Below are 14,804 nucleotides of genomic sequence, written 5' to 3' on the forward strand. Positions count from 1 at the left end.
CGCCTCACCTTGACGCTCGAATGTCGACTACTTGGCGTTGAAGTAGTTGGCGTCGGGGTGGTGGACGATGATGGCGTCGGTGGCCTGCTCCGGTTCGAGTTGGAACTCCTCGGAGAGGCGTACGCCGATGCGGTCGGCGCCGAGCAGGTCGACGATCTTCGCCCGGTCCTCGAGGTCGGGGCAGGCCGTGTAGCCGAGCGCGTACCGGCAGCCTCGGTAGTCGTTGTGCAGCAGGCCGGCGAGGTCCGTCGGGTCGTCGGTGCCGAGCGTACGGCCGCCGGGCAGGACCAGCTCGTTGCGGACCCGGCGGTGCCAGTATTCGGCGAGGGCCTCGGTGAGCTGTACGGACAGGCCGTGCACCTCGAGGTAGTCGCGGTACTCGTTTCGGGCGAACATCTTCGCGGTGTACTCGCTGACCGGTTGGCCGACGGTGACCAGTTGCAGGGCCACCACGTCCAACTGCTCACCGCGCGGCTTGAAGAAGTCGGCCAGGCAGAGGCGGCGTTCCTGGCGCTGACGGGGGAAGGTGAAGCGGGCCCGTTCGGTGTTCCCGTTCTCGTCCAGCACCACCAGGTCGTTGCCTTCGGAGTACGCCGGGAAGTAGCCGTAGACCACTGCGGCTTCGAGCACCTTGTCGGCGATCAGCCGGTCCAGCCAGTAGCGCAGCCGGGGCCGTCCTTCGGTTTCGACCAGTTCCTCGTACGTCGGGCCGTTGCCGCCCCGGGCACCGCGCAGCCCCCACTGGCCGACGAACGTCGCCCGCTCGTCCAGGACGGCCGAGTAGTCCGCCAACGGCACACCCTTGATGACGCGGGTGCCGAAGAACGGTGGTGCGGGCACCTCGACGTCGGTGGCGACATCGGAGCGGACCGAGGAGTCGTTGATGTCCGGCAGGGCGTCGCCGACCATGGTCCGTTGGCGCTCCCGTCGTGCCCGCCGCGCCGCCAGGGCCGCCTCCCGTTCCGGGTCGACCACTGCGGCGCCACCGCGTTTGGCAATCATCACCCGGTCCATCAGGGACAGTCCCTCGAACGCGTCGCGGGCGTAGTGCACCTGGCCGGCGTACATCGAACGGAGATCGTCCTCGACGTAGGCCCGGGTGAGCGCGGCCCCGCCGAGCAGCACCGGCCAGCGTTCGGCGACCCCGCGGGAGACCATCTCCTGGAGGTTCTCCTTCATGATGACGGTGCTCTTGACCAGCAACCCGGACATGCCGATGGCGTCTGCCCGGTGTTCCTCGGCGGCGTCGAGGATCGCGGTGATGGGCTGCTTGATGCCGATGTTGACAACCTCGTAGCCGTTGTTGGACAGGATGATGTCGACCAGGTTCTTGCCGATGTCGTGCACGTCGCCCTTGACCGTGGCCAGCACGATCTTGCCCTTGCCGCCGTCGTCGGCCTTCTCCATGTGCGGTTCCAGGTACGCGACCGCGGTCTTCATCACCTCGGCCGACTGGAGCACGAACGGGAGCTGCATCTGGCCGGAGCCGAACAGCTCGCCGACGACCTTCATCCCGTCGAGCAGGGTGTCGTTGATGATCGCCAGCGCGGGGCGCTCGGTCAGGGCGTCGTCCAGGTCGGCTTCCAGGCCCTTGCGTTCGCCGTCGACGATCCGGCGCTTGAGTCGCTCGTCCAGCGGCAGCCCGGCCAGTTCCTCGGCCCGGGTGGCACGGGCCGAAGCGGCGTCGACGCCCTCGAAGACCTGGATGAAGCGCTGCACCGGGTCGTACGCGGGCTGGTCGTCGGTGGCCGGGCGGCGCCGGTCGTAGACCAGGTCGAGGGCCGCCTCGCGCTGCTCCTGCGGGATCTTCGACATCGGCAGGATCTTGCTGGCGTGCACGATCGCGCTGGTCAGCCCGGCCTGCACGCATTCGTGCAGGAAGACCGAGTTGAGCACCTGGCGGGCGGCGGGGTTGAGTCCGAAGGAGACGTTGGACAGCCCGAGGGTGAAGTTGACGCCGGGGTAGCGCTGGGCGATCTCTCGGATCGCGTTGATGGTCTCGATGCCGTCGCGGCGGGTTTCCTCCTGGCCCGTGGCGATCGGGAAGGTCAGCGTGTCGACCATGATGTCGCCCAGCGAGAGTCCCCACCGGCCGGTGAGGTCGTCGATCAGCCGGGACGCGACCCGGACCTTCCACTCGGCCGTACGGGCCTGGCCCTCCTCGTCGATGGTCAGTGCCACCACGGCGGCGCCGTGCTCCTTGATGATCGGCATCACCCGGGCGTACCGGGATTCGGGGCCGTCGCCGTCCTCGAAGTTGACCGAGTTGACCACGCACCGGCCGCCGAGCATCTCCAACCCCGCCTCGATCACCTGGGGCTCGGTCGAGTCGAGCATGATCGGCAGGGTGGACGCGGTGGCGAACCGGCTGGCGAGTTGGCGCATGTCCTCGGCGCCGTCGCGGCCGACGTAGTCGACGCAGAGGTCGAGCAGGTGCGAGCCGTCGCGGGCCTGGCTGCGGGCGATCTCCACGCACGCCTGCCAGTCGCCGGCGAGCATCGCCTCCCGGAACGCCTTGGAGCCGTTGGCGTTGGTCCGCTCCCCCACCATCAGGACGCTGGCGTCCTGGGCGAACGGGACGTGGTGGTAGATCGACGCGACCCCGGCCTCCGGCTGGGGCTGGCGCACGACCGGGGTGGCTCCGGTCAGCCGCTCGGAGACGGCCCGGATGTGCTCGGGGGTGGTGCCGCAGCAGCCACCGACGAGCGAGACGCCGTACTCGTTGACGAACCGGTCGAGCGCGTCGGCAAGTTCCTGCGGGGTCAGCGGGTAGTAGGCGCCGTCGGCGGTGAGCTGTGGCAGGCCGGCGTTCGGCATCACCGACAGCGGGACCCGGGCGTGCTGGGAGAGGTACCGCAGGTGCTCGCTCATCTCGGCCGGGCCGGTGGCACAGTTGAGCCCGATCAGGTCGATGCCGAGCGGTTCGAGGGCGGTCAGCGCGGCACCGATCTCGCTGCCGAGCAGCATGGTCCCGGTGGTCTCGACGGTGACGTGGCAGATCAACGGCACCGTACGGCCGGCCTGCATCATCGCCCGCCGGGCACCGACCACAGCGGACTTGACCTGGAGCAGGTCCTGGCAGGTCTCGATGATCAACGCGTCGACACCGCCGGTGAGCAGCCCGGTCGCGTTCTCCAGGTACGCCTGGCGCAGGGTGTCGTACCGGCTGTGTCCGAGGGTGGGGAGCTTGGTGCCGGGCCCGATCGACCCGAGTACGAACCGGGGCCGCTCCGGCGTCGACCAGTGGTCGGCGGACTGCCGGGCGATCCGGGCGCCGGCCTCGGCCAGCTCGACGATCCGGTGCTGGATGTCGTACTCGCCGAGGTTGCCGAGGTTGGTGCCGAAGGTGTTCGTCTCGACGCAGTCCGCACCGGCCTCGAAGTACGCGTCGTGCACCGACCGGACGACCTCGGGCCGGGTGACGTTCAGGACCTCGTTGCAGCCCTCGTAGCCCTCGAAGTCGTCCAGGCTCAGATCGGCTGCCTGCAACATGGTCCCCATCGCACCGTCGGCGATCAGGATCCGGGTCGCGAGAGCGTCCAGCAGCGAAATAGGCACCCATCCAGGCTAATGCGGATCGAGCCCACTGACGGTTGCACAACACACACTCCCACATTATGTGATTCGCGTCGCCTGGTGTGGTCCGTACCGGGTTGTCCGACCTGCGGTGATCCAAACGGCCGTACCGGTCGGTTCGACCTGGCCGGACGGCGCCGTAACGGGCGAGGTCGCGTGCGAGCGTGGGGTGTCGGCGCGGCCGGCGGGCCCCATCCCGCGCAGAGACGTAGGCTGACGGACGTGAGGGACATCAGGGACAGCGCCACCGGGCCCGGCGCGGGGACGGCCGGGCTCAGCATCAACCGGTCAAGCGTTATCCGGCTCGACATCGCCCAGCGCGGTGACGGTGACGGCGAGGTGCTCGCGTGACCGAGTTCGACGGCCTGCCCACGTTGCGCTCGCCGGTGGCCATCGCCGCCTTCGAGGGCTGGAACGACGCCGCCGACGCCTCGACCGCGGCGGTCGAGCATCTGGAGCAGGTCTGGCAGGCCCGGCAGATCGCCGAACTCGACCCGGAGGACTTCTACGACTTCCAGGTGAGCCGGCCGACGATCACGATGGCCGAGGGCGAGACCCGCCGGGTCGAGTGGCCGACCACCCGGTTCATGTTGGCCAGTCCGGAGGGGACCGACCGCGATGTGGTGCTGATCCGCGGGATCGAGCCGAGCATGCGGTGGCGGACCTTCTGCGAGCAGATCCTGGAGCTGTGCCACAGCCTGGAGATCAACCGGATCGTGCTGCTCGGGGCGTTGCTCGCCGATGTGCCGTACACCCGGCCGTTGCCGATCAGCGGGAGCGCGTCGGACAAGGACGCGGCCGAGCGCTACCAGCTCACCCCGACCCGGTACGACGGACCGACCGGGATCGTCGGTGTGCTGCAGGATGCCTGCACCCGCGCCGAGGTCGACGCGGTGTCGTTCTGGGTGCACGTGCCGCACTACGCCAACAACCCGCCCTGCCCGAAGGCGACCCTGGCCCTGCTGCACCGGGTCGAGGAGGTGCTCGACCTGCCGGTGCCCATGGCCGACCTGGCCGAGGAGGCCGCCGAGTGGGAGCAGCGGGTGCGCTCCGCCGCCGAGCAGGACGCCGAACTCGGCGAGTACGTCCGGGAGTTGGAGGAGCGGGTCGGCGACGCCGGTATCCAGCCGTTGACCGGGGACGAGATCGCCCAGGAGTTCGAGAAGTACCTGCGTCGTCGGGGTGGTTCCGCCGGCCCGACCGCCGGCTCCTGGTAAGGGTTCACACATCGGTAACAAAGGGGCATCTGTCGGATAGCTGACAGATAAGGCGCGACACATCGATCTGAATGATCATATGTCGGGATGATCACCCCTACCCCGCTTATGGGGCTCGTGACCGGTTTCTGGAGCTTCAAGACCTTCGCGGCGGCGGTCGAACTCGGCCTGTTCACCCGGATCGCCGGTGGGCAGGTGCTGACGGTGCAGACCGCCAGCACCGAGTTCGGCCTCGCCGCACGCCCGGCCGACCTGCTGCTCTCGGCCTGCGCCTCGCTGGGCCTGCTGGAGAAGACCGACGGCGGCTACCGCAACTCCGCGCTGGCCGAGGAGTTCCTGGTCGCCGGGAAGCCGTACTACTTCGGCGGCCAGGTGCGCTACTGCGACGAGCGTACGTACCTGCCCTGGCACCGCATCGGAGAGGCGCTGCGCACCGACAAGCCGCTCACCTGGGACCCCCAGGCGAAGGGGTCGGTGTTCGACGCCGACGACCCGGAGATGCTCGCCCTGTTCTGGGAGGCGATGTACTCCACCTCGATCTTCACCGCCCGGGCGCTGGCCGGCGCATACGACTTCAGCGGGCACCGGCGGCTGCTCGACGTCGGCGGTGGGGCGGGCGCCTTCTCGATCGAACTCTGCCGGCAGTACCCCGATCTGCGGGCCACCGTCCTCGACCTGCCGCACGTCTGCGCCCAGGCCGACGGGAAGATCGCCGCAGCCGGGCTGACCGGCACGGTGGACGCCGTCAGCGGGGACTTCCTCGCCGACCCGGCACTACCCGAGGGCTACGACGCGGTCCTGCTGAGCATGATCCTGCACGACTGGGACGAGCCGACCAACGAGCTGATCCTGGCCAAGTGCTTCGCCGCGCTCTCCCCCGGCGGCACGATCATCATCTCCGAGTTGCTGCTCAACGACGACCGGACCGGGCCGCCGGAAGCCGCCCTGATGGGGATGAACATGCTGGTGGAGACCGAGGGCGGGAAGAACTACTCCGGCGCGGAGTACCGCGAGTGGCTGGGCCGGGCCGGGTTCACCGACATCCGTACGCTCGCCTTCGAGGCACCGGGCGCGAACGGCGTGGTGCTCGGCCGCAAGCCGTGATCCGTCACCTGCCGAACGCGTAGGAGTTTCGCGGAAGGTCCGGCCCTCGGCGTGTCGCTGTGGGCCGGACCACCACGCGTAGGGCATCCTAGGAACCTAGTCGTGCTGGTAGGGGTAGGAACCTCGTTGGGCTGGCAGAGGGAGGACCAGGTGCAGATCAACCCGGGGGCCGCCGAGTTCCCGCACCGGCAGATCGCGAGCCAACTGCGTACCCGGGTCCGTCAGGGCGACTGGGCGGCCGGTGAGCGGCTGCCGAGCATCCCGGCCATCGCGGAGATGTTCGGGGTGGCCAAGCAGACCGTGCAGCGCGCCATCGACCAGCTCCGGGTCGAGGGCGTACTGATCACCAAGCCCGGCTCCGGCACCTACGTACGCGGCACCCGACGCCGGCTCAACCGGCTCTCCCGGGGCCGCTACGGCGGTCACCGGGGCTACCACGCCGACCTCGCAGCCCGTTACCGCCAGCACCTGATCCAGGTCGGCCGGGCACCGGCACCGCCGGAGGTGGCCGACGCGTTCGGGGTGCCGGACGGCACCGAACTGGTCATCCGGCGGCACCTGGTCCGGACCGAGGAGGTGCCGGTCGAGGTGGGTGCCTCCTGGTTCCGGGTCGCCGACGCCGCCGGCACCAGCCTGGAACGGATGGAGTCCTTCGGCCGGCCGCTCTACCAGGAGGCCGAGGAGGCCATCGGGCGCGGGTACGCCTCCGCCACCGACACCATCAGCGCCCGGCAGCCGAGCCGGGAGGAGGCGGAGATCCTCCAGATCCGGCCGGACACCCCGGTCCTGCACCTGCTGCACGTCGCGTACGACGACCGGCACAAGCCGATCGAGGTGGCCCAGGCGACCTGGCCCGGACCGATGACCACGCTGACCGAGGAGTACCGGATCCCCGGACCCGCGGCCGACCCCGAACCCGATCCCGGCCTGGTGCTCGGCTGACCCTGAACGACCTGCTGCCCGCGTTCATGGTCGCGAAGAGTTCGGCCGGTCCTGGCGAGCCGAACTCTTCGCGATCGTGGAAGTGCCCCGGGACGGGAGGCTAGAGCTTCACGCCGAGCAGGGCGTCGACGGTGTCGGCGAACAGCGCCGGGGCGGCCGGGTCGTCGCCGTCACCGGCGAGGGTGCTGTCCACCCAGTCGTCCACCAGCGCCAGCGCACCCGGAGTGTCCAGGTCGTCGGCGAGCCGGGCCCGTACGCCGGCAAGCAGCTCGGCCCCGGACGGCCCGGCGGGCGCGGCGGCGGCCTCCCGCCACCGGGCCAGCCGCTGTTGTGCGGTCTTGAGCACCTCGTCGGTCCAGGTCCGGTCCGACCGGTAGTGGTCGACGACCAGACCCAGGCGCAGCGCCATCGGGTCGACCCGGTCGGCCCGCAGCCGGGACACGAAGACCAGGTTCCCCTTGGACTTCGACATCTTCTCGCCGTCCAGGCCGATCATGCCGGCGTGTACGTAGTGCCGGGCGAACGGCGACTCGCCGGTCAACCGCTCCGCGTGCGCGGCCGAACACTCGTGATGGGGGAAGAGCAGGTCGTTGCCGCCGCCCTGCACGTCGATGGTGTTGCCGAGCAGGTCCAGGGCGATCGAGGCGCACTCGATGTGCCAGCCCGGTCGGCCCGGCCCGAGGGGTCCCCCGTCCCAGGCCGGCTCGCCCTCGCGGGCCCCACGCCAGAGCAGCGGGTCGAGCGGGTCGCGCTTGCCCGGCCGGTCGGGGTCGCCGCCCCGCTCGGCGGACAGGACGAGCATCTCCTCACGGGAGAGGTTCGACTCGTAACCGAACCGGGGCGCGGCGGTGAGGTCGAAGTACACGTCCCCGGTCCCGTCCTCCAGCCGGTACGCGGCACCGTCGTCGTAGAGGGCGCAGACCTTGCCGACGATCGCCGGGATCGACTCGACCGCGCCGACGTAGTGCGCCGGGGGGATGATCCGCAGCGCCTCCATGTCCTCGCGGAACAGGGCCGTCTCCCGCATCGCCAGGACGATCCAGTCCTCGCCGTCGCGCTGGGCCCGCTCCAGTAGTGGATCGTCGATGTCGGTGACGTTCTGGACGTAACGCACCTCGTGCCCGTTGTCCCGCCACATCCGCTGCACCAGATCAAAAGTGATCATGGTGGCGGCGTGACCGAGGTGGGTCGCGTCGTACGGCGTGATGCCACAGACGTACATCGTCGCCGGCCCGGTGGGGCGGCTCGGGTGGGCGGCGCCGCGCGCCGAGTCGAACAACGCCAGTGGCTCACCGGTTCCCGGCAGCCGTGGCACCTGATGCCCCGTCCATGCGTCCATGACGGCCAGCCTAGCCAGCCCGGCCCGGTCGATCGGGACAGCCCGAGGTGATCAATGCGACAGGGCGTGCACCCGGACCGGCGGAAACGGCTCGGATGCCTGGTCAGGCGCGGTGGGTCGGGCTCAGATCGGTGGCCACGGGATCGCCGGCCAGTCCTCGGGCGGGACCGGGAACCGGGCCGTCTCCAGCAACCGGTTCACCCGCGCCGAGACCTCCGCGACCTCGCTGATGGTCAGGTGTTCGGCCAGTTCCTCGCCGAGCGCCCCGACGAGGCCGGCGGCGAGCTCGCTCAGGACCTCGATCGCGTCCGGCGGCAGGGCCCGCCGGGACCAGCCCCAGAGCACCGTACGGAGCTTGTCCTCGACGTGGAAGCTGACCCCGTGGTCGACGCCGTAGATCCGGTCGTCGGGGCCGATCAGCACGTGGCCGCCCTTGCGGTCGGCGTTGTTAATCACGGCGTCGAAGACCGCCATCCGGGCCAACCGGGGGTCGTCGGCGTGTGCGAGCGCGTACGGCACGCCGTCGTCGTCCTGGGCGGCGGCGACCCGGAACCACCGGGGCGGGAGGCTGCCCGCCGGGACGAACCCGACGAGCGGTTCGGCGTCGGCGGGCTCGTCGATCCAGAGCTGACAGGCGCCGGGGCCGAACGGGCCGTCGCGCAGCACCGTCGGCGGGACCACGTCCCAGCCCGTGGCCCGGGAGACCAGGTAGGCGCTCACCTCGCGGCCGGCGAGGGTGCCGTCGGGGAAGTCCCACAGCGGTCGCTCCCCGCGTACCGGCTTGTAGACGCACCGGGCGGTCACCCCGTCGAGGGTCAGGAAGCCCCGCAGGGTGGTGTTGGAGGCGTCGGTGAGCCGCCCCTCCAGCTCGAACTCACCGCCCCGAAGCAGGCGTAGCGCGTCGCTCTCGTCGAGCACCGGCTGCACGTCGGACGAGGTCACCGCAGCGGCACCCGGCCGCTCGGGGCCCGGCCGATCCGGGTCGTCGGGGTGCCGACCATCAGCGGTGGTAGCCGTTGTGACGTGGGCAAAGGTGACCGGCGGGGTCGAGGGGCTGGCCGCAGAGCGGGCACGGCGGCCGGCCGGCGTTCACCACCCGGCGGGCCCGCTCGATGAACTCCCGCGCCGCCTGTGGGGTCAACCGCACCCGCAGTCGGTCGAGGTCGTCATCGGGCTCCTCGTCCTCCTCGTCGGTCTCGTCCACCTCGTCCGGCTCACCCAGCTCGACCTCCGCCTCGGCCTCACCGGCCGCGATCGCCTCGATGACCACCGTGGCGGTGTCGACGTCGAAGGCGAGGCCCAGGGTGCCGACGCGGAACTCCTCGTCGACCGGGTTGTCCAGCGGGTCGTTGTCGGAGGTGACCACCACCGGCTCGGGCAGCTCGACGCCGAAGCGGCGCTGCGCCTCGGTCAGCAGCTCTTCCAGCTTCTCGGCCAGCAGCGACACCTGGACCTTCTCCAGGGCGACACTGACCACCCGGCCGCCGCCCTTGGCCTGGAGAAAGAACGTCCGCTCTCCGGGCGGGCCCACGGTCCCAGCGACGAACCGCTCTGGCGGCTCGAAGGCGTGCACCTGGTGGGTCATACCCACGACCCTATCCGGCCCGATCCGCCGCCGCGCAGCGCACCGACCCGAATCGCCGGGCACCCCCGGCGCGCCCGCCCGTGCGGCCCTGTCGTGCCTGGTGGAACGGCTACCGGGGCCCGATCGGCGGGGCCGGTGGTGAGGTCGGCCGGGGTCATCGTTGCAGTCCCGGTTCGCCGCTGCCGGCACCGCCGCCGACCGCGGCGTCGGAGTCGGCCGCGCGGGGCCGCCGCCGCCGGGTCCGGCGAGGGGGTACGAGGTTGCCCAGGTCGCCGGCCGAGTCGTTGAGCCGGAGCACGAACGGGCGGGTCGGGGTGTAGCGGATCGCGGTCACCGAGGCCGGGTCGGCCACGATCCGCTGGAAAAGATCAAGATGTACGCCGAGCGCGTCCGCCACGATGGCCTTGATCACATCGCCGTGGCTGCAGGCCAGCCAGATCGCCTCCGGCCCGTGCTCGGCGGTGACCCTGGCGTCCCAGCGGCGTACCGCCGACACGGCGCGGGTCGCCATCGCGGCCATCGCCTCGCCACCGGGGAAGACCACCGAACTCGGGTGCTGCTGCACCACGGGCCACAGTGGATCCTTGGCCAGCTTCTTCAGCGGCTGCCCCTCCCAGTCGCCGTACCCGCACTCGATCAGGTCGTCCTCGAGGGTGGGCGGGACCTGCGGCAGCGCCAGTTCCAGGGTCTGCAGGCAGCGGATGAGCGGGCTGCTGACCACGGCCGCCAGCGGGAGCGGGCGCAGCCGGGCACCGGCCGCCACGGCCTGCGCCCGACCGGTCTCGTCCAGCTCGACCGGCTGGCGCCCGGCCAGGCCACCGCTGGCGTTCGCGGTGGTCCGACCGTGTCGCAGAAGTAGGAGGGTTGCCACGAGACCCACCCTACGGTGCCGTCCCTTACCGGCGGATCAGGTGGCGCCTGAACGGTGGCTCAGAGGACGCTCACCGGCGGCTCAGGTGGCGCTCACCGGCGGCTCAGGTGGCGGTGATGGTGCCGGTGATGAGCAGGGCCAGGACCAGGCTGCCCAGGGCGACCCGGTAGAGCACGAAGGCGTACAGGGTGTGGTGGGCGACATAACGCAGCAGCCAGGCGATGGAGACGTACCCGACCGCGAACGCGAGCACGGTGGCCACGATCATCTGGGCGACGGTCGGGATGGAGCCGTCGCCGCTGTTGTCGAAGACGTCCGGGATGCTGAACAGGCCGGACATCACCACCGCCGGGATGGCCAGCAGGAACGAGTACCGGGCGGCGGCCTCGCGGGTCAGGTTCAGGAAGAGGCCGGCGGTGAGGGTGCCGCCGGAGCGGGACACGCCGGGGACCAGCGCCGCCGCCTGGGCCAGCCCCATCACGACGCCGTCCCGCATGGTGAAGTCCTTGATCGTCCGGGTCTGCCGGCCCCAGTACTCGGCGAAGGCGAGCACAAAGGCGAAGACGATCAAGACGGTGGCGACCAACCACAGGTTCCGGGCGGCGGTCCGGATCTGGTCCTTCAACACCAGTCCGAAGACCCCGATCGGGATCGAGCCGACGATGACGTACCAGCCCATCCGGTAGTCCAGGCTGCCGCGTACGGAACGGTCCCAGATCCCGACCACCCAGATCCGGGTGATCCGCCAGATGTCCCTGGCGAAGTAGACCAGCACGGCCGCCTCGGTGCCGAGCTGGGTGACCGCGGTGAACGAGGCCCCGGCGTCCCGGTCGAAGAAGATCGCCGAGGTGATCCGCAGGTGCGCCGACGAACTCACCGGCAGGAACTCGGTCAGCCCCTGTACGAGGCCGAGCACGATCGCCTCGATCCAGCTCATCCGCTCACCGCCCCGCTCACTCGCCCACCCCGGACAGGTCCAGCGCCTCGGCGGCGGTCCGCAACGCCTGCACCCCGCTCTCGACGTCGGCGACGAAGAGGGTGACCGACAGGGTGGTCACCCCGGACGCGGCGTACTCGCGCATCCGGTCGGCGATCCGCTCCTTGGGGCCGAGCAGCGAGGTCCGGTCGATGAACTCCAGCGGCACCGCCGCCGCCGCGTCCCGCTGCCGCTTGGCCAGGTACAGCTCCTGCACCTCGCGGGCGGCGTCGCCGTACCCCATCCGGGTGGCGAGCTGGTTGTAGAAGTTCTGCTCCCGACTGCCCATGCCACCGACGTAGAGCGCGGCGTACCAGCGGACGAGTTCGGCGGAGGCGGCGATGTCGTCGCCGAGCACCAGCGGGACGCTCGGTACGACGTCGAAGCCGGCCAGTTCCCTGCCTGCCTTGGCCCTGCCGGCGGCGACCGCGGCCAACTGCTCGGCGGCGAACTCGGGCGCGAAGAAGACCGCCAACCACCCGTCGGCGATCTCACCGGCGAGTTCCAGGTTCTTCGGCCCGACCGCGGCGAGATAGATCGGCACGTGCTCGCGGTACGGGTGGAAGCCGAGCCGGAGCGCCTTGCCCGGTCCGTCGGGCAGCGGGAGCTGGTAGTGGACCCCGTCGTACTCGACCTGCTTGCGGCCGAGCGCGAGCTTGACGATGTCGACGTACTCCCGGGTGCGGGCCAGCGGCTTGGCGAAACGTACGCCGTGCCAGCCCTCGGAGACCTGTGGCCCGGAGACGCCGAGCCCGAGCCGGAACCGGCCACCGGAGAGGGTGTCGATGGTCGCCGCGGTCATCGCGGTCGCCGCCGGGGTACGCGCCGGGATCTGCATCACCGCCGCACCGAGGTCGATCCGCTCGGTCTGCCCCGCCATCCAGGCGAGCATGCTGGGTGAGTCCGACCCGTACGCCTCGGCGGCCCAGACCACCGAATAGCCGAGCCGGTCCGCCTCCTGCGCCAGGAGGAGGTGGTCGGCGGGTGTGCTCCACGCCGTCTGGTAGCCGAGGCTGAGCCCGAGTCGCACTGGTCCTCCCCATCCGCGTGCCAAGTCGCATCAGGGTACGCAATGACCGGGAACAGCCCGGTCACCCGGTGGGCAACGCGCCGTCGGAATGGTGCAGTGGTGTCGGAAGGCCGTCATTCGGGCGTTCATGCAGGTCCGAAACACGCGGCGCGGCACACATCAGCGGGAGCGAGGATATCGGTTCGGCGATGTTCTGAATAAGGTTCACCCATGCAACAGCGACCGCTCGGCCGAAGCGGGCTGGCGGTTTCGCGGCTCGCGCTCGGCACCATGACCTGGGGTCGGGACACCGACGCCGACGATGCGGCCGCCCAACTGAAGAGCTTTCTCGATGCCGGCGGGAACCTGGTCGACACCGCCGACGTGTATTCCGACGGCGACGCGGAGTCGGTGATCGGGTCTCTGCTCGGCACCCTGGTCCCCCGCGAGGACCTGCTGATCGCGACCAAGGCGGGGCTGCGGCCGGGGTCGTCGCGCCGACGCGACGGCTCACGGGGTCATCTGCTGCGGACCCTGGACGCCTCGCTGCGCCGGCTGGGCACCGACCACGTGGACCTGTGGCAGGTGCACGGTTACGACCCGGACACCCCGATCGAGGAGACCCTCGCCGCCATGGACCACGCGGTGAACAGCGGCCGGGTCCGGTACGTCGGGGTGTCGAACTTCTCCGGCTGGCAGACCGCGCGGGCCGCCACCTGGCAGGCGGCGTTCCCCGGGCGGGCGCCGGTGATCGCCGCCCAGGTGGAGTACTCGCTGCTGGAGCGCGGGATCGAACGCGAGGTGCTGCCCGCCTGTGAGGGCCTGGGGCTGGGTGTCCTGCCCTGGTCGCCGCTGGGTCGGGGGGTGCTGACCGGCAAGTACCGGCACGGGCGGCCGGCCGACTCGCGGGCCGCCTCGCCGCACTTCGAGCGCTTCGTCGCCAGTTACCTGGAGCCCCGCTGCTCCAGCATCGTGGAGGCGGTCGCCACGGCGGCCGGCGGACTGGGCGTGTCACCCCTGGAGGTGGCCCTGGCCTGGGTGCGCGACCGGCCCGGTGTGGTCGCCCCGATCCTGGGCGCCCGTACGGTCGGCCAACTGCTCGGCGCGCTGGCGGTCGAACGGATGACCCTGCCGGGGGAGATCGCCCGTGCCCTGGACGACGTGTCGGCCGTACCGGTCGGCTATCCGGAGCGGGACGGCTGACCGGGTAGTCGTCCCGATCTCAAGGACTGGTGTCTCCGGACGGGCGTGGGCAGGATAGGGGGCATGGACTACGAATACGCCCCGCTACGGTTGCCGTCGAACGTCGATCGGATGACCGCCGCGGCTCAACTGGCGATCCAGGCCGAATTCTCCGGTTGGGAGCTGGCCCGGGTGCGACTGTTCCGGGACGGTACGCGGCAGGTGGTGCTGCGTCGCCGCCTGGCACAAACGTCGCAACCGGGCCTCTCCTACTGATTCGCGACTGCCGGCCGACTATCGGGCCGAGTGCTCGTGGTCGTGATCGTGGTCGTGCTCGGCGTCGGTCGGCAGGAACGGGTGTTCGTCGAGCCGGCCGACGAGTTGGTCCTCGGCACCCGGCTGGAACGGCCCGGCGCTGTCGTCGTCGTCGAACGACTCGAGGTTGAGCGGCTCCGCCACCTCGCTGACGATCACCAGACCGTCGAGCGGCTCCAGCTCCGGGATGTCGAGGGCGCCGAGCGAGCCGTCGCCGGTCTGGAGCAGCTCCAGGACCGCTTCGCCGACCCCCTCGACCGGCTCGGACTCCTCGTCCTCGCCGGCGGCGGCGCGACGGGCGGCCTCGGCCACCCTGATCAGTGCCGCGACGCTGGGCACCCGGTAGTCGCGCCGCTGGCGGACCGAGAGCACCCGGGGGTGCGGGTCGGTCGGCTCGTTGCCGTCGACGCCGCCCAGGCCGACACCGAACCGCTCGTCGGCCTCGTTCGGGTCGATCGATTCCACGTCCCAGGGAGTGACCTCGCCGAACGCGTCGAGCAGCCGCTCGTCGTACTCGAACGAGGCGTTGTTGAGCGCGACGTACGCCTGCCAGACGTCGTCGTCGTCGATCCGGCCCTCGGCGGCCTTGACCGCGGCGAGGTGGGCCCGAGCGGTCGAGATGACCCGCTCCAGGGCGGCGTCCAGCTCGGCGTGCTGGTCGGTCATGGTGTGGCTTTCCCTTCGAGGT

14 protein-coding genes are annotated in these 14,804 nt (G+C 70.8%); 6 read left to right on the plus strand and 8 right to left on the minus strand.

Annotation, left to right across the window (positions count from 1 at the left end):
• Positions 1 to 27: 27 nt before the first annotated feature.
• On the minus strand, positions 28 to 3,558 hold the full coding sequence (gene metH / locus OIE47_RS33950) for a methionine synthase (protein ID WP_326558624.1): 3,531 nt from the start codon (positions 3,556 to 3,558) through the stop codon (positions 28 to 30).
• Positions 3,559 to 3,798: 240 nt separating this feature from the next.
• Between metH and OIE47_RS33955 the strand changes: the two genes are divergently transcribed.
• From OIE47_RS33955 to OIE47_RS33970, 4 genes are all read left to right on the plus strand, one after another.
• Positions 3,799 to 3,927, plus strand: coding sequence for a hypothetical protein (locus tag OIE47_RS33955; RefSeq protein ID WP_326558625.1), 129 nt, complete (start codon positions 3,799 to 3,801; stop codon positions 3,925 to 3,927).
• Positions 3,924 to 4,793, plus strand: coding sequence for a PAC2 family protein (locus tag OIE47_RS33960; RefSeq protein ID WP_326558626.1), 870 nt, complete (start codon positions 3,924 to 3,926; stop codon positions 4,791 to 4,793). Before OIE47_RS33955 ends, OIE47_RS33960 begins: the two co-directional genes overlap by 4 nt.
• An 87-nt stretch (positions 4,794 to 4,880) precedes the next feature.
• Positions 4,881 to 5,897, plus strand: coding sequence for a methyltransferase (locus tag OIE47_RS33965; protein WP_326558627.1), 1,017 nt, complete (start codon positions 4,881 to 4,883; stop codon positions 5,895 to 5,897).
• Positions 5,898 to 6,047: 150 nt separating this feature from the next.
• A complete protein-coding gene (locus tag OIE47_RS33970) occupies positions 6,048 to 6,839 on the plus strand; it encodes a GntR family transcriptional regulator (RefSeq protein ID WP_326558628.1) in 792 nt (263 codons plus the stop codon).
• Positions 6,840 to 6,939: 100 nt separating this feature from the next.
• Here the strand turns inward: OIE47_RS33970 and mshC are convergent, their stop codons facing one another.
• The 6 genes from mshC to OIE47_RS34000 form a co-directional block, all read right to left on the minus strand.
• Positions 6,940 to 8,178, minus strand: a complete 1,239-nt coding sequence (mshC, locus tag OIE47_RS33975; RefSeq protein WP_326558629.1) for a cysteine--1-D-myo-inosityl 2-amino-2-deoxy-alpha-D-glucopyranoside ligase — start codon at positions 8,176 to 8,178, stop codon at positions 6,940 to 6,942.
• Between the two features lie 123 nt (positions 8,179 to 8,301).
• Positions 8,302 to 9,120 carry an SCO1664 family protein gene (locus OIE47_RS33980; protein ID WP_326558630.1) on the minus strand — a complete coding sequence of 273 codons (819 nt, stop codon included), beginning with the start codon at positions 9,118 to 9,120 and terminating at the stop codon, positions 8,302 to 8,304.
• 58 nt (positions 9,121 to 9,178) lie between these two features.
• The gene (locus tag OIE47_RS33985) at positions 9,179 to 9,763 is read right to left on the minus strand and encodes a DUF3090 family protein (protein ID WP_326558631.1); all 585 of its coding nucleotides are present in this window, start codon (positions 9,761 to 9,763) and stop codon (positions 9,179 to 9,181) included.
• A gap of 154 nt (positions 9,764 to 9,917) precedes the next feature.
• On the minus strand, positions 9,918 to 10,643 hold the full coding sequence (locus OIE47_RS33990) for a histidine phosphatase family protein (RefSeq protein ID WP_326558632.1): 726 nt from the start codon (positions 10,641 to 10,643) through the stop codon (positions 9,918 to 9,920).
• Between the two features lie 94 nt (positions 10,644 to 10,737).
• Positions 10,738 to 11,571 carry an undecaprenyl-diphosphate phosphatase gene (locus tag OIE47_RS33995; RefSeq protein WP_326558633.1) on the minus strand — a complete coding sequence of 278 codons (834 nt, stop codon included), beginning with the start codon at positions 11,569 to 11,571 and terminating at the stop codon, positions 10,738 to 10,740.
• A gap of 16 nt (positions 11,572 to 11,587) precedes the next feature.
• Positions 11,588 to 12,640: an LLM class F420-dependent oxidoreductase gene (locus tag OIE47_RS34000; protein ID WP_326558634.1), complete on the minus strand. Its 1,053-nt coding sequence runs from the start codon at positions 12,638 to 12,640 to the stop codon at positions 11,588 to 11,590.
• A 210-nt stretch (positions 12,641 to 12,850) separates the two neighbouring features.
• Between OIE47_RS34000 and OIE47_RS34005 the strand changes: the two genes are divergently transcribed.
• Positions 12,851 to 13,822, plus strand: coding sequence for an aldo/keto reductase (locus OIE47_RS34005; protein WP_326558635.1), 972 nt, complete (start codon positions 12,851 to 12,853; stop codon positions 13,820 to 13,822).
• A gap of 63 nt (positions 13,823 to 13,885) precedes the next feature.
• Positions 13,886 to 14,077, plus strand: coding sequence for a DUF5703 family protein (locus OIE47_RS34010; protein ID WP_326558636.1), 192 nt, complete (start codon positions 13,886 to 13,888; stop codon positions 14,075 to 14,077).
• An 18-nt stretch (positions 14,078 to 14,095) separates the two neighbouring features.
• Here OIE47_RS34010 and OIE47_RS34015 read toward each other — a convergent pair whose 3' ends face one another.
• Entirely contained in the window at positions 14,096 to 14,782 is a 687-nt protein-coding gene (locus OIE47_RS34015; protein ID WP_326558637.1) for a hypothetical protein, read from the minus strand.
• Positions 14,783 to 14,804: the final 22 nt, after the last annotated feature.

The organism is Micromonospora sp. NBC_01796 (genome assembly GCF_035917455.1).
Lineage (GTDB): Bacteria > Actinomycetota > Actinomycetes > Mycobacteriales > Micromonosporaceae > Micromonospora_G.

What these genes read in the sequence shown, in the direction of transcription:
- OIE47_RS33965 (WP_326558627.1), top strand. Translation starts at nt 4,881, where the DNA reads ATGATCACCCCTACCCCGCTTATGGGGCTCGTGACCGGTTTCTGGAGC.
- OIE47_RS34010 (WP_326558636.1), top strand. Translation starts at nt 13,886, where the DNA reads ATGGACTACGAATACGCCCCGCTACGGTTGCCGTCGAACGTCGATCGG.
- OIE47_RS34005 (WP_326558635.1), top strand. Translation starts at nt 12,851, where the DNA reads ATGCAACAGCGACCGCTCGGCCGAAGCGGGCTGGCGGTTTCGCGGCTC.
- OIE47_RS34015 (WP_326558637.1), bottom strand. Translation starts at nt 14,782, where the DNA reads ATGACCGACCAGCACGCCGAGCTGGACGCCGCCCTGGAGCGGGTCATC.
- OIE47_RS33985 (WP_326558631.1), bottom strand. Translation starts at nt 9,763, where the DNA reads ATGACCCACCAGGTGCACGCCTTCGAGCCGCCAGAGCGGTTCGTCGCT.
- OIE47_RS33995 (WP_326558633.1), bottom strand. Translation starts at nt 11,571, where the DNA reads ATGAGCTGGATCGAGGCGATCGTGCTCGGCCTCGTACAGGGGCTGACC.
- mshC (WP_326558629.1), bottom strand. Translation starts at nt 8,178, where the DNA reads ATGGACGCATGGACGGGGCATCAGGTGCCACGGCTGCCGGGAACCGGT.